At 41.7% G+C, this 16,048-nt stretch carries 19 protein-coding genes; 3 read left to right on the top strand and 16 right to left on the bottom strand.

The window, feature by feature from the left end; translation table 11 throughout:
* Positions 1-56: 56 nt before the first annotated feature.
* From AAV98_RS20135 to AAV98_RS02980, 3 genes are all read left to right on the top strand, one after another.
* Positions 57-215, top strand: coding sequence for a hypothetical protein (locus AAV98_RS20135; protein ID WP_156317586.1), 159 nt, complete (start codon positions 57-59; stop codon positions 213-215).
* The gene (locus AAV98_RS02985) at positions 212-1,516 is read left to right on the top strand and encodes a uracil/xanthine transporter (protein WP_060664079.1); all 1,305 of its coding nucleotides are present in this window, start codon (positions 212-214) and stop codon (positions 1,514-1,516) included. Before AAV98_RS20135 ends, AAV98_RS02985 begins: the two co-directional genes overlap by 4 nt.
* A gap of 248 nt (positions 1,517-1,764) precedes the next feature.
* The gene (locus tag AAV98_RS02980) at positions 1,765-2,124 is read left to right on the top strand and encodes a hypothetical protein (protein WP_156317585.1); all 360 of its coding nucleotides are present in this window, start codon (positions 1,765-1,767) and stop codon (positions 2,122-2,124) included.
* Positions 2,125-2,400: 276 nt separating this feature from the next.
* On the opposite strand, the gene AAV98_RS02975 is transcribed toward AAV98_RS02980, so the two are convergent.
* The 16 genes from AAV98_RS02975 to AAV98_RS02900 all read right to left on the bottom strand — a co-directional run bounded on the left by AAV98_RS02975 (position 2,401) and on the right by AAV98_RS02900 (position 16,003).
* Positions 2,401-2,781 carry a VOC family protein gene (locus AAV98_RS02975; protein ID WP_060664077.1) on the bottom strand — a complete coding sequence of 127 codons (381 nt, stop codon included), beginning with the start codon at positions 2,779-2,781 and terminating at the stop codon, positions 2,401-2,403.
* Positions 2,756-3,334: a GNAT family N-acetyltransferase gene (locus AAV98_RS02970; protein ID WP_060664376.1), complete on the bottom strand. Its 579-nt coding sequence runs from the start codon at positions 3,332-3,334 to the stop codon at positions 2,756-2,758. Before AAV98_RS02970 ends, AAV98_RS02975 begins: the two co-directional genes overlap by 26 nt.
* Positions 3,335-3,388: 54 nt before the next feature.
* Positions 3,389-3,952, bottom strand: a complete 564-nt coding sequence (locus AAV98_RS02965) for a GNAT family N-acetyltransferase (RefSeq protein WP_060664076.1) — start codon at positions 3,950-3,952, stop codon at positions 3,389-3,391.
* A 38-nt stretch (positions 3,953-3,990) separates the two neighbouring features.
* Entirely contained in the window at positions 3,991-4,350 is a 360-nt protein-coding gene (locus AAV98_RS02960) for a YybH family protein (protein WP_060664075.1), read from the bottom strand.
* A gap of 12 nt (positions 4,351-4,362) precedes the next feature.
* Positions 4,363-4,908 (bottom strand): short-chain dehydrogenase, encoded by a 546-nt coding sequence (locus AAV98_RS02955; RefSeq protein ID WP_060664074.1) that lies wholly within the window; start codon positions 4,906-4,908, stop codon positions 4,363-4,365.
* Positions 4,905-6,197, bottom strand: coding sequence for a GNAT family N-acetyltransferase (locus AAV98_RS02950; RefSeq protein WP_060664073.1), 1,293 nt, complete (start codon positions 6,195-6,197; stop codon positions 4,905-4,907). Before AAV98_RS02950 ends, AAV98_RS02955 begins: the two co-directional genes overlap by 4 nt.
* Positions 6,198-6,286: 89 nt before the next feature.
* Positions 6,287-6,829 (bottom strand): GNAT family N-acetyltransferase, encoded by a 543-nt coding sequence (locus AAV98_RS02945; RefSeq protein WP_060664072.1) that lies wholly within the window; start codon positions 6,827-6,829, stop codon positions 6,287-6,289.
* Positions 6,830-6,965: 136 nt separating this feature from the next.
* Complete coding sequence (gene egtD / locus AAV98_RS02940; RefSeq protein WP_060664071.1) at positions 6,966-7,928, bottom strand: L-histidine N(alpha)-methyltransferase; 963 nt, start codon at positions 7,926-7,928, stop codon at positions 6,966-6,968.
* Positions 7,925-9,190: an ergothioneine biosynthesis protein EgtB gene (egtB, locus tag AAV98_RS02935; protein ID WP_060664070.1), complete on the bottom strand. Its 1,266-nt coding sequence runs from the start codon at positions 9,188-9,190 to the stop codon at positions 7,925-7,927. The genes egtD and egtB overlap by 4 nt, the downstream gene beginning before the upstream one ends.
* Before the next feature lie 28 nt (positions 9,191-9,218).
* Positions 9,219-9,845, bottom strand: coding sequence for a flavodoxin family protein (locus AAV98_RS02930; RefSeq protein ID WP_060664069.1), 627 nt, complete (start codon positions 9,843-9,845; stop codon positions 9,219-9,221).
* 388 nt (positions 9,846-10,233) lie between these two features.
* Entirely contained in the window at positions 10,234-11,385 is a 1,152-nt protein-coding gene (locus tag AAV98_RS02925) for a hypothetical protein (protein WP_156317583.1), read from the bottom strand.
* Between the two features lie 12 nt (positions 11,386-11,397).
* The gene (locus AAV98_RS02920; RefSeq protein ID WP_156317581.1) at positions 11,398-12,543 is read right to left on the bottom strand and encodes a hypothetical protein; all 1,146 of its coding nucleotides are present in this window, start codon (positions 12,541-12,543) and stop codon (positions 11,398-11,400) included.
* 116 nt (positions 12,544-12,659) lie between these two features.
* Positions 12,660-13,529, bottom strand: coding sequence for an ABC transporter ATP-binding protein (locus AAV98_RS02915; protein WP_060664066.1), 870 nt, complete (start codon positions 13,527-13,529; stop codon positions 12,660-12,662).
* 1 nt (position 13,530) lies between these two features.
* Positions 13,531-14,286, bottom strand: coding sequence for a hypothetical protein (locus tag AAV98_RS02910; RefSeq protein ID WP_060664065.1), 756 nt, complete (start codon positions 14,284-14,286; stop codon positions 13,531-13,533).
* Positions 14,261-14,839 (bottom strand): RNA polymerase sigma factor, encoded by a 579-nt coding sequence (locus AAV98_RS02905; protein WP_060664064.1) that lies wholly within the window; start codon positions 14,837-14,839, stop codon positions 14,261-14,263. The genes AAV98_RS02910 and AAV98_RS02905 overlap by 26 nt, the downstream gene beginning before the upstream one ends.
* Positions 14,840-14,983: 144 nt before the next feature.
* Positions 14,984-16,003: a serine hydrolase domain-containing protein gene (locus AAV98_RS02900; RefSeq protein ID WP_060664063.1), complete on the bottom strand. Its 1,020-nt coding sequence runs from the start codon at positions 16,001-16,003 to the stop codon at positions 14,984-14,986.
* Positions 16,004-16,048 lie beyond the last annotated feature (45 nt).

Below are 16,048 nucleotides of genomic sequence, written 5' to 3'. Positions count from 1 at the left end.
CATACATATGGTTTTACATATGATACCATATATTTGGAGAGAGGCAGGAGAATAGAATGAGGGCAATTCTGATTCTTATAATACTTAACTTAATAGTGATCCTTGTTTTACTTATAGATGCAACATCAACATCAGAAGGGACTAGAGTCCATGTGAAGAAACATTTTTATGCTCACGCTGAACAACAAATGCAACTAAGAAAGGAACTTCTATGAATAAATTAATCTCATCTTTTACCATGTTTTCTTCCCTACAATGGCTCTTTTTCATTTTCGCCAATACGGTGGTGGTCCCGCTCTCGGTCGGGGCCGCTTTTGATGTGTCACCGGAAGTTAGCCGAATGATGCTTAGCGCCTCCCTGCTATTCACTGGGCTGGCATGCATCTTCCAAGGCTGGCTGGGACACCGCTACCCACTGCTCGAAGGACATTCTGGTTTGTTGTGGGGTGTGATGTTGAATCTGGGACTCACCGCTTCCTCGTTAGGCATGAGTTTCACGGAAATTGGTGGGGGTGTAGCGACAGGACTTTTGCTTGCAGGTGGCTTTACGATGCTGCTTGCAGTCTTTGGATGGACATCTGTCTTGCCTAGGATTTTCACACCGATGGTCATGACGGTGTACCTGTTCCTATTAACCTTCCAATTAATGATGGTATTTTTTCAAGGGATGCTTGGTGTGACAGAGGATGGTGTGATGAATGTGCCTGTCAGCATCCTTTCTGTTGTTCTTATTATTTTCGTAAGTATGTTGAAAATTAAGGCCCCAAGAGTAATCGGGAATTTTTCGATTCTCATTGGAATTGTTGTTGGATGGATTTTGTATGTCCTGTTGTTCCCAGGTGGTGGTCAGGAGGCGCCAGCTGCGGCCTTTGCGTTTGATCTGTTTCCGCTTGGTGCCCCGAACCTTGAATACGGTATTATTGCGGTCGCATTCTTCGCCGGAGTAATGAATATGAGTAACACGATTGCCTCCGTCCAGGCTGCAGCAGAACTGTATGGAGAGACCCCAAAGCCTGGACAATTTAGGAATTCTTTCTTCTTTACCGGTTTATTTTCAGTGATTGCGTCCCTGTTTGGGCTTGTCCCATACACGCCGTTCACGTCGACGATTGGATTTTTACAGAGTACAAGAATATTAGACCGAAAGCCGTTTTTCATAGGCGGGCTCTTGCTAGCAGCCATTGGATTGGTACCACCGTTAACGTCATTCTTAGTGACGATGCCAATGACGGTGGGGAATGCAGTGCTGTTTGTCGCATACCTCCAGCTGTTCGGGACCGCTTATAACAGTTTGCGAGGCGCTGCTTTCAATTCAGATACAATATTTCGTTTGGCAGCACCTGTGTTATTAGGAGTGTGCTTGATGAATACTTCTCCAGCTGTGTTCGGTCCGTTGCCAGTGCTCTTGCAACCGTTCCTGGCGAATGGGTTAATTATGGGCGTGCTGCTTTCAATAGTCTTGGAGAAGGTAACGAATTGGGGAAAGTTTGAGGAGAAGGCGGTTGGGCATAGCTGATCCGGGTAGGATTAGCTGCTGTATAAAACTATCTTCATAATGTTTCCCTTTCTCTATTCAGTGGTAGGATAATAATTACGAAGAAAACGGAGGAACCTACCATGCGCCACATAGAATTCAAATACGAAATTACAAGACACGCTTTATCCACACTTTTTGACAATTTTAAACCTTGGCGATACGGGAGAACCCTCTTTTATTTAGGGGCTATAATATTCAGCATTTATTCCTTTTTGGATTTGCTGTTGATGTACGGTAAAATCCCTACTGGAATATTTGTCATGTCCGCCATTATGGCCTTTCTGGTTCCGTTGGCAGTTGCGTTCCTTCTCATAAAAGTCATCACTTTTTTTGCTGGAGTCATTTTGCTCAGGAAGCGCGTATGTGAAGAGGAAATGGTAGTGCGTTATCAGGAGGGGAATGATTTCTTCCTTGCGGGGGATACAAAGTTCCACTTTGCCAACCATTCGAAAATGATAGAAACCAAGGATTACTACATCTTTTACAGAGGAAAGAAGTTCCTTGACGGAATAGCGATTCCCAAGCTGTCATCGCTTGATGATGGTTATGAGGATAGAGTCGAGTTTTTGATTAAGAGATCACAATGAGCAAGAAGCCTTTCGGGTATGTGGAAAGGCTTCTTTTTTTATGTGCAATATTTCTTTTTGAATGTGGTTTTGGGTAACTAGGTTTGGTTTTTAGGGAGCGGTCACGCACCGATTGAGTGGATCGTGAAAATGCGGATATCCATTGTAAAATCCTTTTATCCATTGTAAAAGTCACTATATCCATCGTAAAAATGATTTATCCATTGTTAGTGGCCAGATATCCATTGTAAAAATGATATATCCATCTTTACGATTTCATCCCTCTCACTCTGTTACTTAAGAGTCCTCCCTAGTCACCGACTCCTCCTCAAAATAACATACCCCAAGAATATGCCCGTCCAGATCCTTAAACTCGAACGACAAAACAGTCCCGTAATCTATAACATCCTCTACCAATACTCCGCTCTCCTTAAGTTTCTCATGTGCAGCATGAATGTCAGAAGAATAGAAGTTCAATAAACAATGGGATCCTGGTGTCACACTTTCCGCTCGCACAAGTGTCAGAGGTGTTTCCCCCATCTCAATTGCGGCATATCCGTTTTCTTCGTCATGCCATCTAACAGTAAAGCCGAGTACCTCTGTGTACCAGTTGACGGACTTAGCCATGTCCGTAACTTCTAAAAATACGGTATCAATCCTTTTGAAAAGTGCACTCAAGCAAACCGCTCCTTTCCATAAATTCTTCGTGAGTCATACCGAACAACAATACATCATGGTATGTTCCGTTCGTGTACACCATATTCCGCAGTCGTCCCTCCTCTACAAAACCGAGACGTTCATGCAGCTGAATGGAACCCTCGTTAAAAGCATATACATGGGCATTGACCTTCTGATACCTTAGTTCGCCAAAAAAGTAACGGAGAACAATCCTAATGGCATCACTCGCATACCCCTTCTTCCAGTGTTCACGGAAAATACTGACGCCGTAGTTGAACGTGCCATTTTGAGGGTCGGTATTATTTGTGCTGATACTACCTACAAGCTCTCCGTTTGAATTCTGAATGGCAAGCCTAAAGTTATGGCCATCCCAACCTTTTTCCGATTCTCGCTCTGTCCATTTCTTGGTGCCATCTTCCGTCCTTGGCCCATAGATGGCATCATTTAATCTGGCAATCTCGGAATCCATTCCGTCCTGATGGAATTTCTCCCAATCAGAAGGCTGAATCGGTCGCAAACGTACCGCTGCACCTTCCCAAATATGAAAAGCCATATTTTTCTCCCCCATTAGCTCCTTATTCTCCATACTCCTTCCAAGCTTTCCGCTTCAGCTTTCATTCCCAGCTTTTCGTTTTTTCCACTCTTCCGCAAGCATCCCATACACCGCGTGGTCGACATAATGATCATACAGCCATTCCGCTTGACGGATCTTTCCTTCCAACGTAAAACCAAGTCTTTCTGGAATAGACCTGCTTTTCACATTTTCCACCGCCGCCCGAATATCCACACGGTTCATTCCAAGTTCCGTAATGGCATAGTCCGTCAACGCTCCAGCAACCCTTGTCATAATGCCGTTTCCTTGATAATCCTTGTCTAACCAGTATCCGATATATGCCACTTTGTTCGTCCAGTCAAGGGTGTTGTAGCTTGCCGCACCAACAATCTCCCCTTTGTAAAGAATCATCGTGGTCATCGATTTATTTTCCGCATAGCCTTGTCTCGTTCCTTTTATAAAATTCTTGGAGTCCTCCACCTTCTTGGTGAAATCAAGCCATGGCAACCACTCGCGCAGGTACTCCCTTGAATTGTCAGTTAGCTCAAATAGTCGTTCTGCATCTTTTTCCTCTGCTAGTTTCAGAGATAGTTCCTCGTCAATTTTATGTATGAACATGGTTGTGTTCCTCCTAAAAGATTTGTATGTTTTCTTATTCATCGGCTCAAATGCTCATGAATCAACTTCCATTCTTCCTTTTCTTTAACAAAAACATTGGTCGCTCGTCCGCTGCCCGAAATGATCTCCCCATTCATGTACCCTTCATAATGAAAGGTATAGAGGCAAGTAGCAGTGCGCTCATCCACCGCAATCCACTGCACATCCTTTGCCGAGTAAACTTCCTCTTTGATGGTGTCCCAAGCGTTTTCAAAAAAGGCACGGATTTCTTCCATGGTTGTGCAGGTTTTATTGGTGAACCAATAGACTACATTATGGTGAAGCAATTTTTCCACCTTATCGAAGTTGTGGGTATTGGTTGCTTTAATGTAATGGTCTAGAGCTGTTTGATAGGTCATGTGTACTCTCCTTTATGGTCGCATATTCTCAGGGTTCAACACCCCGACAAGGGAAACTGGTGCTTTACGTTGAATAGCTTCCCTCACTCCCTCAGCAATCTCATGGTTTTTCAACCATCTTCCTCGGTTCATTTCTACCTTGAAGCCGAGGTGAACTTGATGGTAGCTGCAATTCCTTGGAATTGGGAGGTTCCTTTTCACATCCGACAATTTTGCCCGACTTCCAAGAACGTGATACAGCTCCCAAGGTCCACTTTTTTCTGACACCCGTTCAATTATCCTTTCTAACCCTTGCTCTCCACCAGCATGAACCCACGCAACCACCAATGAGAACGTCCCATTTTCCAGGATTGCTTGTCTGAGGAGCATGTCTAATTCTTCAACATTTTTATAATCCACCAGTAGAGGTATAATGGTATTCTTGTCTGTTTTCTTTACAAGATGGTCCATTTTTTCACGATTCCGTCCAATTACAGACACATGATAATTCTGATTCACTAACCAGGTGCATACCTCTGAAAGCATCCCTGTTCCACCAACTACCAGGGCATGCTTCATACTTTTATTTCCTCTTTCAGTTTCAGTTCATACACATACTGCTCTCCCATCCGCCCCAGCACTTTTCTTCCACTGTCTCTGAATCCCGATCTCAAGTAGACCCGTTGTGCTGCTTCATTTCTCAGATTCACCGCCAAAACCACCTCATCCACATGAGGGAAATTCCGTTCCACATATCCAGGCAGCAACTCTAGTGATTTACCTGCAATACCCTTTCCTTGAAAAGGAACAGCAACCGAATAAGCCCGTAATAGAATGGAATTCGGATTGTCGGTATAGTTTGTAAGTTCCTCCCCCTGATAAAGAACGAAAAAACCTGCAGTCTGCCCTTTTTCTGAAATAACTACAGGATGCCTTCCCTTATCTGTTTCACAAACTAATAGCGCGTCTTTTGGATGTGACGTGAATGTTAACTGGCATTCAGTAAGCTCATAGTTTATTAGTTCTTCCAAATGTTCTGGTCGATAACCTTCTAGGGAAACCGCTCTTTTTTCCTTACAAGAATGAATTAGCTCTTTAGCAAAATGGATGGTGGCATTCACTCTTTCTTCATTTGTAGCAAAGATTCTTTCTGGATTGCCTTTTCTACTATTAATTGCCTCTTTTATGAGGCCATGCCATTTTGGATCAAGTTTACACAGTCCGTATTCCCCAGCAGCTAACTTAGAAATGATACTATGCTCGCTCAATGTGTAATATTGCCGCAGCAGCCCCAGCACGGTCCATTCCATTTCGGTTTCGATTACCTCAACTGGGTAAGACATTAACTGTTCTTTTATCTTTTCCATGTCCATTACTCTTGTCACCCAGTAGTCGTTCATGTTTTTTCGTACATAGACTGTGAGTTCTTCTGTTGTTACGTGAATGGGGAGGTCTTTGGCATTTGGCCCGAAGATTGTTCTCCCATTGTTCTTGAGAAGCCACCAGGTAAAGGGGTTATTGTGAGTCGCTTTTTCAAATGTTCCTTCGTTATAGCAATAGCTTTCTTCATCATGGATGGACAATTGCACGTAAATGCCATCTACTTGCGGCTTTTTGCATGCTTCTGCAAGATTGCAATGAATCTCTTTTAAAATAGCTGCATCGTCATTTGTCAGCTTCCGGCTGGTCAATGCAACAAAATCAATGTCACTTTGTCCTTCTAGATACGCATCTATCGCAATAGATCCATGAAGGTACAATCCATCTAACAATCCTGGTAACTCTTTATTGCACTGATCTATAAAAAGGTCTAAAACTTTTTGTACGCTTTCCGGAATTCTGTACATCTCTATCACCTTTTCTTTCAAAATACGCATCCTACACTTTTCGACTCTTTGGATGTTTTATCCTTTTTATATTAAAAACAAAGTGAAAAGTACATCATCCCACTTTAAAATCAAAACCCTTCCCTCTCAAACTCCTCCCGCAACACCCCATAATAAGCAAGGTCCACAAACCTCCCGTCCCGCATAGCATGTTGGCGCCAGGTTCCTTCGTGCTTCATGCCTACTTTTTCCATGATGCGCCAGGAACCTGGATTATCAGTAAAAGCACCTGCGAATACCTTGTTCAGGCCCAGTACATCAAATCCGTACTTCACCATAGCACGTGCCGCCTCGGTCCCGTAGCCTTTCCCCCAGTAAGGACGGCCTATCCAGTATCCAAGTTCGCCCCGATGGTAAGCGAGCGTCTGCTTGATATTAATGATGCCTATTAGACTGTCACTCTCTTTTTCCACGATTGCGAAGACGACTAGCCCCTTTTCCTCTGCTGCCCACATGCTTTGAATGAAATCCTCCGCAGATCCAACTGGATAAGGATGCGGTACGTTTAGTGTTGTTTTTGCAAGTTCATAGTCACTTGCCAGTTCCTCGACACGGTTGGCATCTTGGAGTTTTAATAGGCGTAAGGTTAATCTCTTTGTCTGTACAGTCTTCATAATGAAAGAACTCCTTTATATAATAGTTCCTTGCTCTCTGAAAAGGTTGAATAGTAAAAAAATATCATATTTTCTAAGCTGGCGTAAGAGCAAAAAAGGGTATTCACACAAGTTGTGCGAATACCCTTTTCATTTTTTATTTTTTCAAATAATGCACACTAAATTTCTCTTCATTATCCGTCCATACCTTGCTTGGCTTGAACCCGCACTCCATTGCCAGCTTCTGGAACTGGTCAATGGAATATTTGTAGGAGTTTTCCGTATGAATGGTTTCCCCTTCCCGGAAGGAGAATTCATGGTCTCCGATGTTCACTCTCTGATCGCACTGACTTTCAAGATGCATTTCAATGCGTCCTTTTTCCTCGTTATAGTAAGCAAGATGTTCAAACTGCTCCTCCTTAAAATCTGCCCCTAGCTCCCTATTCATTCTGGTCAGAAGGTTAAGGTTGAATGCAGCCGTAATTCCTTTCGTATCATCATAAGCTTTTTCCAATGTTTCGATATCCTTTTTCATATCAACACCAATGAGGAAGCCATCTCCTTTATCCAAAAGCTTCGCGGACTTCAGTAGGAAATTCCGGACCTCCACCGGCTCAAAGTTTCCGATGGTTGACCCCGGGAAAAAGATTACCTTCTTGCCTTTCGCTTCCAACGGTAAGGTCAGTGGACCCGTATAGTCCCCACAAACCGCCTTTATGGTGATATGAGGGAATTGCATCGCGAGTTCCAAACTAGATTGAAAGAGAAAGTCACGCGATATATCAATTGGCACGTATTCCTTGAGGCTTTTAAAATTATGAAGCAATGCCTTAATTTTATTGCTGCTTCCACTGCCATATTCTATAAGCGTATGAACATCGCCAACAGCCAACGTGATTTCATCTATACTATTGGTGAAAATCTTCATTTCCGTCCGAGTGGGGTAATACTCCTCTAGCTCCGTTATCATCTCAAATAACTCGGAACCCCGATGATCATACAAATATTTAGAGGAAATAGTTTTGACTGGAGCAGAAAGCCCCTTGATAATTTCCTCGCCCATGTTTTCTTTTTCTATATAAAAATCATAGCTTTGAATATTATTTTCTAATAATCTCATAGTGCATCCTCCGCCAATCGGAATCCGCTAAACTGCCAGCGTTTGTCCGCTGGAAAGAAGTTGCGGTAGGTGTTTCGGATATGGTCTTGTGGGGTGGCACAGGATCCACCGCGCAGCACCATCTGGTTGCACATGAATTTAGCATTATATTCTCCAAGTGCCCCTTCAAGCGGCTTGCTTCCCGGATATGGGGAGTAGGCGCTTGCTGTCCATTCCCACACATCGCCAAACATTCTGGAACCTGCTGATTGATTGGATGATCCAGGATGGTAGTTGCCCGTTTCCATCGTGTTTCCTTTTATCTCCAGATCCCTTGCTGCATGCTCCCATTCTGCTTCTGTAGGGAGACGCTTGCCTTTCCATCTGCTGAAGGCATCCGCCTCATAGAAGCTGACATGGACAACTGGTTCATGTAGATTGAGTTTCTTTTTGCCTGCAAGCGTAAAGATCAACCACTCGCCATCTTCCTTACTCCAGTAAAGAGGAGCCTGCCAGTCATTCTTTTTTACTGTATTCCAGCCGTCCGACAGCCAGTAATAAGGCTTCTGATAACCGCCTGCTTCAATGAATTCCAAATACTCTCCATTTGTGACAGGCTGATCAGAGAGTTTAAACGGCTCCAACCAAACTTTATGATTCGGGCTTTCATTGTCAAAAGCAAAGCCATCGCCGTTATGGCCGATTTCAACGAGGCCGCCATCATAAGTGTGGAAGGCCGCTTCTCTTTTTTCAGATGATGTACTAGATTGGAATTCTTTATAGACTGGGTGCAACGGGTTAACAAAAAAGTTGTATTTTACATCCATTAAGATCAGCTCTTGATGCTGTTGTTCATGCTGCATGCCAATTTCTATGAGACTGTGAATTTTGTCCGTCTGTTCAGACTTAGTCTCCTCCTGTTGCTCGAGCAGATCCACGATATAATTATCAACATAACTCCGGAATTGGAAAATGTCTTGGATGCTTGGTCTTGAGAGTACTCCGCGTTGATGCCTTGGCTGGAACGGCCCAACCGTCTCGTAATAGGAATTAAAAAGAAAATCGTATGTCGGATGGAATTCTCGGTAGTTCTCGAAGTACTCTTTCAGGACAAAGCGCTCAAAGAACCAGGTGGTATGGGCCAGATGCCATTTTGGTGGACTGACATCCGGGTGAGATTGAATAATGAAATCTTCTGTTTCTAGTGGTTGAACAAGCTTCATGGTGAGGTCACGCACATTCATAAATCGTTGGGATAATGATTTTATCGTTTGTGTTTCCATGAATGGATACAGCTCCTTTTATTGGATTCTAGCTTTGTTCCACTACATTTCCCTCTGCAGGGATGGGATTGTTTTGAAGCATTTTCGAAAAATGCACCAGGTTATAGGCCATAATTTTGGCGTGCTCCATGGTGAAATCGTTCTTATGTCCCTCCGCTTCGATATACGATGACCCTGGACCTGCTTCGCCAACCCAGTATGTATCTACATTTGGCGGGATTGTAAAGCCAATATGCGATAGCCCGTAAAGTATGGACGCTGCCGCATGTTTCGCGCCATCTTCGTTACCTGTTATGACCACACCTCCCACTTTGTTATAGTAAATATATTGCCCTTTATCATTCGTTAGTCCACTTCCGCCATAAAGCCGCTCCATCACCATCGTTGCGACACTACTCTTCTCACCAAGCCACAACGGCGTACCGATGATGACAATGTCCGCCCGCAATACCTTGTTGAACACTTCCGGCCATTCATCGCCATATCCTTCGTCCTCACTAACGCCGAATTTTATATTGTAATCTGCTATCCTCACAATTTCGGACTCTACGTTTTCGTTGTTGAAATGAGTGATGACCTCTTTCATCAGTGCTTCCGTATTAGATTCTTCGCTGGAAGATTTGAGAGAACAGTTTAAGAAAATTGCTTTTGTCATGTAGGTCGTTCCTCCTTTTGGGTGTTTGAGTGGAAAATACTATTCTTTACCCTATTAAAGGGAATTAAAACGTAAAAAGATACATTGGGTGAGTGTGGTTTTGGTTAAGAGTTTGTGAAGGGTGGCGGATTTTGATTCTACAGCGGAGAGTTTGGGTGGTTTCTTTTTTGAGGATCGCGAAGATTACTAAGCTTCTATTTTACTCACGAAACTTATTGTCCAATTTGAAGATTTATTAGCCAACTTTCAAATTTATTAGCCACTTTTTCATTTTATTAGCCACTTTGGACTGGATAAAGGCAATTCAACAAACTTCGACATAAACTAAAGGAAGGCTACCAAAACACTAGCCTTCCACTCCCATTCAAAATATACGCTATACATTAACTCATACTAAAATATCTTTCCTTTTCTCACGTTTAACACTCCAAAAGACTACTAATGAGCTCATGAGCAGCACCACTGCCAGCCCTATTAAAAATGTGTACTTTGGCAACTCAAGGGTTGTCACATGCCTCACTAGATAAGTGGTACCTACACCAAAAAATACAAAAGCTAGCGGGACATGCACCCCGACACTTGTCATATAATTAGGAGAGATGTTTGAGATCCAAGCGCAAACTACTATTAAAGCTATTCCTAGTATATAGATAGCGGCCACCGTCAAAATAATGTATTGCAAGAATGTCAGGTCAAACCAAGATAACATAACAAAATTGATAAATGAGTTGATGTTTTGTGACAAAAACATGTGAGTGTCATTTGCTGCGTAAAAACTGAAAAATAGGATAAGTTGTGCTGTTATGACCAAGATACCTCCAGTTACCGCTGCCGCAAGTTTAGTACGAAATAGCATTCGCCCTTTTTTGGTTGCATACTGCAGGTGAATCACTTTGTTTTTTCTATCCTTTAAGTAGAGTGGCATAATGAATAGCATAATACTAAAAAAGGAGAGAATGGCAACATCTTTAATTAAGAAATCATAATTTTCAAAGACGATGTAAGAAAAAATATTTTCAGCCGATCCATTTTCACGCAGTTGCTCTATTCTTTCTAGTAATGCGGGATTTGAGCTAGTTTCCAAATAAGAGATTCCCATCTCTTTTCGGTCCTCATAAGAAGAGATAATGGACTCCCTTGCTTGGATGTCATAAATCAAATCTTCCTTCTCCACTCCCACTTTTTCTCTTAAATCCTGTGCTACTTCGTTGTCAACCTCAGAACGGTAGAGTGCTTCATAAGTCGTTAAGTCAGACTCAACCGCCTTTTCATCTTCTTCTAGATAATTATGAAGTAGTGCCTTCCTGTCTTCGAACTGTTGTTGAAAGTCTAGAAATTCCTTTTCGTCCATTCCTTCCCCATAGTTCTCCAACATTTCCTGTGTCACCATAAAAGTATCCAATGTTGGTCTTCCGTTTGGAAAGTATTTAAACTCAAAAACGATGAACAATTGATAGAAAACCAAACTTACAAGCACCAGCAAAATGGCAAACTTCCAAGTAAAGAGCTTCTTCCATTCTTCTAAAAATATTCTCATCATGTCGCTTCCCATCTATATATTCTGATGCTTAAACTGCCTTATGCATAACCATGCCAGAAAACAAAGGCATGAAAACCACAAAATTAACGTGACTACTTCAAAGTAGGGTGTCATGGTAAATGGACTACTTGCCATGAACGTTTTTTTCAAGCCCATCAACAAAATAAAAGGCGTATAATGGGTATAAAAAATTACCATCCCGTCCCTTGGCATCATGTTTGGCAACATAAGGCCGACGCCAAAAATGATGGCAAAAACAGTGAAGGCCATGTATGTATTCTTGATCCAAACGGACAGACAGAACCCAAGAAGACAAAATAGGATTTGTAGGATTAATAACAGACTGCTAGCAATTGCCAAGAATTTCACAAACGTAATTTTCCCCCAGCTGATAAATGGAACATTATTGTTTTCAGTTAAAAATCCTGAACTAATTTGAACATTCCAAAGACCGCTATAATCAAATACCCAAAAGTAGATTCCTAGGGTAACGGTCATTAGGAGAGTAAAAGTGAGGAAGGTCATTCCTAATGCGACGATTAATTTGTCCCAAATCAGCTTTCTCCCACGTTTGGCGGAATACATAATAAGGGCTGTCTGCTGTTCAAACTCATAATTCACAATAAATGCCGTGATTAGCACCGTAAGAATAGTTAGCTGAAAAGAAATTGGAAGGAACAGCTCTTGGAATAGTATTGTATGTGTGGTATAGTCTTTTCCTGAAAAAAAGAGATGGAGGTGCTCCTTATTTTCCACTAATTTCACTACACGCTCGCTCAGTACCTTGTAATCCCTCGTTACTTTATCTGCAGCCAATCCTGTCAAACCGAATATCTTAATTTGCTCTTCTCCGACTTTCTCCATGTCCATTTCATTATACTCTTGATCTATTTCCTCAGCAGACACTAGATAGGACTCCAGTTCTGCAAGCTGTTTAATGCTTTCCAGTTCCTCCATTGTAAATAAGTTGGATTCCGCGATAGAAAACCGTTCTGAAGAATAGATGTTTCTTGCCTTTTCAAACGGCTCTTCTCCATGTCGTGTTATAAGCTTGTTCCATTCCGCCAGTTCAACCTCGTAATCTTGTTTCATTGCCTTCCTGTTCTCTTCGTCCATCAATGTACCGTACTTTTCGATAATCGGTTGTATTCGTTTCATATCCTCACTCATTGAGGAATGCTGGAATATTATAAACACGTTAAAAGCCATAAATAGCAAGAGTAACGTCCAAATGATCGGAGAGCTTATTAGTTTTTTAAACTCAAAGATTTTGATCATCTCACTGTTTCATCCTGATACACATGAAGGAAGACATCCTCAAGATTTGGATGCACCTGCCGCCATTCAGGTTGTGCGAATTCCTCTGTCAAAAATCTTACATGCATCTTTCCATCTTCCTGTTTTTCTGATAGGGAATGATGTTTTTTACGAAAATTACCTACCTTATTAAATTCCATTTTCGTCTCGTACACCTTCTCGTTCAACCTGTTGCAAATATCTGAAACCGTTCCCTGAAGTAAAACTTTCTTATCTTTTATCATAATAATTTCATTTGCGATGGATTCTACATCTGAAACGATATGGGTGGAAAGAATGACGATGCGGTCACGTCCAAGATCAGAGAGCAGATTTCGGAATCTTACTCTTTCTTTTGGATCTAGCCCTGCTGTCGGTTCATCTAAAATTAGGATTTTAGGGTCGTTTAACATTGCTTGTGCAATACCAACCCGTTGAATCATTCCTCCGGAGAACTTTTTCATTTTTTTATCTGCCACTTCTTCCAACGCAACAAGCTTTAATAGCTCTTTAATCCGTGCTTTTGCTACACCTCTCTCCATCCCCTTTAAAGCCGCAATATACAGAAGGTAAGCGGTTGGGGTGTAGTTTTTATAATAGCCGAATTCCTGTGGCAGATAGCCAAGCAGGCCACGATAGTTCTCGTCCATCTTGATAATATCCTTACCTTCGTAAAGAATGGCTCCACTGCTAGGGAATAATAATGTCGTCAACATCTTAATAAGCGTTGTCTTACCAGCTCCATTTGGTGCAAGCAAACCGTATACGCCATTTTTAAATTCAAGGTTCACTTTCTTTAATGCCTCAAACTTTCCAAATTTTTTTGATACATTTTCAACAATCAGCATACTAAAGAACTCCTTCTACATTGCGAAATGTTATTAATCTTTTTAAACTTCTTATATAAAAATAAACGCTCAAGGTTATCAGAATGGCATAGACATACACCGGTACACTACTTAAAAATAAGGAATATGCGATGTTATCAAACATAACTAGGGTGCCATTTCCGACAATCCATGCCGAGAACCAAACATAACTGACGAGCTTGCCTTTTCTCTTTTGCATCGAATATAAATGGATACTGCCAAATATGCTTAAGGAACAAAGTGAAAGCATTAGAGCTTCCATAATATGTATCGATGTAAACATGGCTGCGATAACTGTCATGAGCACAATGTTTAATCCTAATCCTATGACACTGAAGATCAACATTCGAAACGCGGCCAACTGAAATACGTGATACTTGAAAGTCATTTCCAGTTCAAATGCAGGTTTCATGCGGGCATGTACCAACAAGGTACTAGCAATAACAAAATAGAACATAGGGGATAAGGTAAAAATTAACGAGTAGAGTTGTGTGTTCATGGCATTTCCATTGAACCCATATAAAACAAAAACAAGGAGACTCATCATAATTACAGTAAGAAATGATACCTCTGTAGCATCTCGGAATACATAACGCAAACCTATATGACGGTACATCTCATGTAAAAATGCAGGGAAGGATTGCTTCTTTTGTAGTCCTTTTTTTATGATGGACTCTATCTGTCCCTTCACTTCCACTTCAGTTGGATAATCAATTTCGAACCTTTCTCTCTCCATACTGCATCCCCTCCATTCTCGTTTTTATTTTTCTAATTGCTGCATAATATTTCGTTTTCACCGTGGCTTCAGATGAACCTAGGGTTGCTGCTATTTCTGCAAAAGTCTGCTCTGCAAAAAGCTTCAACCTCAGGATATCCTGTGATCTAACTTCCATCTCATTAATCAAGGATGCTACCTTCTCCACATCTTCCTTAAACTCCAGTTCAACGGTGAAATCCACTTTTTCAACAACTTCCATTTCAGCCATTGATTCCGAACTCCGATCATACCGATATTGGCGAGAACGAAAATAATCAATGACTTTGTAGGTTGCTATTTTATATAGCCATGTTTTAAAAGAGGCCTTTTTTCCTTCATATCCCCCAATGGACTGAAGCATGTGAATGAAAATCTCCTGGGTTAGATCCATGGACAGTTCTTTTTGTTGGGTTTGCTTATACACATATGCATATATAGAAGGATAAAATAGCGAGATGAGCTCATTGGCTGCCTGTTCATCGCCCCTCTTCTGAACCTGCTTTATCCATTTTCTTAGCTGTTTTTCGTTCATTTTCAATTCTTCCACTTCCAGACTGGAATTGTACGTACACTTATATATTCGGAATTGATAGAGAAATAGTTTTGGTTTACAAAAATTTTTTCCGGAAAACCAAAAAAGACATACCCCTATTAACAGGTATGCCTCTCTTCTTATTCAAATATGGTCCTCAATCAAGTACATCAACTTGTGGGGACCTCTTTCCTTATTGGAAGGTATCACGACAATCGTTTCTGATTCCGGGTAGTAACCAGAAGCAAAGCTTACACCCGGGTCATAGCCCATCACATGGTATTTTACTATTGTGTCTTCGGCTTTCTCTATCCAAATCCCATACCCATAGTAATCATTACCCGCTTGAATGCATGGTGTCGTCATTATATCGACCATTTCTTTACTTACTAGTTTCCCATTCATTAATGCTCTCCAAAGATTCGCCATGTCGCTTGCTGTAACATACGCTCCACCGTCTGCTCCACCTTTTATCGGGATGGAGTAGCTGTTGGTTTTCCAGGAACCATCTTCCTTGTCGATATACCCAAGCGCCGTGTTGGCAGGCAGACAATCTAGAGAAAAGTAACCGGAATCCTCCATTCGCGCCGGCTTGAAGATGTGCTCCTCTACATATTTAGTAAAAGGCACTCCCGCTACCTTTTCCATAATTAAACCCAATACTATATAACCGGCATTATTGTAGTGGAATTTTTCGCCCGGGTTTAATTTCATCTGTTGATTTTGGAACAACGGAAGGAAGTCTTCTAGTTGTCTCATATGATACATTGGATTCTTCACCCAAAGCTCTTCAAAATCATCCATTTCATCCTCGTCAAAATAGTCGGGAATACCGGATGAGTGAGTCAGCAGGTGGTGGACCGTCACCTCCTCATGGAAATGGGGGAAATATTCATTCAATAAGCTGCTTAATGTTGTTTGAAACGAAAGGGCACCGCTCTCTACCAACTGACATATTCCTATTGCGGTGAAGAGTTTGCAGCCTGAGGCAATTCCGAATCTCGTCTTGGTAGTGTTGAGAATGGATTCTGCCCGATTGGAAAAGCCATGGGCACTGGCATGGATGATTTCTGTCCGGTTTTCTACATGGATAACACCTGAAAAGGCTGTTTCATCTACCTTTTCAGCTAATTTTGTTTCTAATTCTACGGTTTTCAGTTTCATTTTGAATTATCCCCTTTACACCTTTATGACGTGTGAGAAGAGTTG

It is taken from the genome of Bacillus sp. CHD6a (assembly GCF_001293645.1).
GTDB lineage: Bacteria > Bacillota > Bacilli > Bacillales > Bacillaceae_I > Sutcliffiella_A.
The sequence above is the reverse complement of the archived record's forward strand: the minus strand, read 5'-3'. Positions and strand labels throughout refer to the sequence as shown.

Bases quoted from the DNA above. Each gene is read 5' to 3' on its own strand.
- AAV98_RS02900 (WP_060664063.1), bottom strand. From the start codon at position 16,003: ATGAAACTGAAAACCGTAGAATTAGAAACAAAATTAGCTGAAAAGGTA.
- AAV98_RS02925 (WP_156317583.1), bottom strand. From the start codon at position 11,385: ATGATGAGAATATTTTTAGAAGAATGGAAGAAGCTCTTTACTTGGAAG.
- AAV98_RS02945 (WP_060664072.1), bottom strand. From the start codon at position 6,829: ATGAAGACTGTACAGACAAAGAGATTAACCTTACGCCTATTAAAACTC.
- egtB (WP_060664070.1), bottom strand. From the start codon at position 9,190: ATGGAAACACAAACGATAAAATCATTATCCCAACGATTTATGAATGTG.
- AAV98_RS02955 (WP_060664074.1), bottom strand. From the start codon at position 4,908: ATGAAGCATGCCCTGGTAGTTGGTGGAACAGGGATGCTTTCAGAGGTA.
- AAV98_RS02970 (WP_060664376.1), bottom strand. From the start codon at position 3,334: ATGGCTTTTCATATTTGGGAAGGTGCAGCGGTACGTTTGCGACCGATT.
- AAV98_RS02910 (WP_060664065.1), bottom strand. From the start codon at position 14,286: ATGGAGAGAGAAAGGTTCGAAATTGATTATCCAACTGAAGTGGAAGTG.
- AAV98_RS02960 (WP_060664075.1), bottom strand. From the start codon at position 4,350: ATGACCTATCAAACAGCTCTAGACCATTACATTAAAGCAACCAATACC.
- AAV98_RS02930 (WP_060664069.1), bottom strand. From the start codon at position 9,845: ATGACAAAAGCAATTTTCTTAAACTGTTCTCTCAAATCTTCCAGCGAA.
- AAV98_RS02905 (WP_060664064.1), bottom strand. From the start codon at position 14,839: ATGAACGAAAAACAGCTAAGAAAATGGATAAAGCAGGTTCAGAAGAGG.
- egtD (WP_060664071.1), bottom strand. From the start codon at position 7,928: ATGAGATTATTAGAAAATAATATTCAAAGCTATGATTTTTATATAGAA.
- AAV98_RS02915 (WP_060664066.1), bottom strand. From the start codon at position 13,529: ATGCTGATTGTTGAAAATGTATCAAAAAAATTTGGAAAGTTTGAGGCA.
- AAV98_RS02980 (WP_156317585.1), top strand. From the start codon at position 1,765: ATGTACGGTAAAATCCCTACTGGAATATTTGTCATGTCCGCCATTATG.
- AAV98_RS02920 (WP_156317581.1), bottom strand. From the start codon at position 12,543: ATGAAACGAATACAACCGATTATCGAAAAGTACGGTACATTGATGGAC.
- AAV98_RS02985 (WP_060664079.1), top strand. From the start codon at position 212: ATGAATAAATTAATCTCATCTTTTACCATGTTTTCTTCCCTACAATGG.
- AAV98_RS02965 (WP_060664076.1), bottom strand. From the start codon at position 3,952: ATGTTCATACATAAAATTGACGAGGAACTATCTCTGAAACTAGCAGAG.
- AAV98_RS20135 (WP_156317586.1), top strand. From the start codon at position 57: ATGAGGGCAATTCTGATTCTTATAATACTTAACTTAATAGTGATCCTT.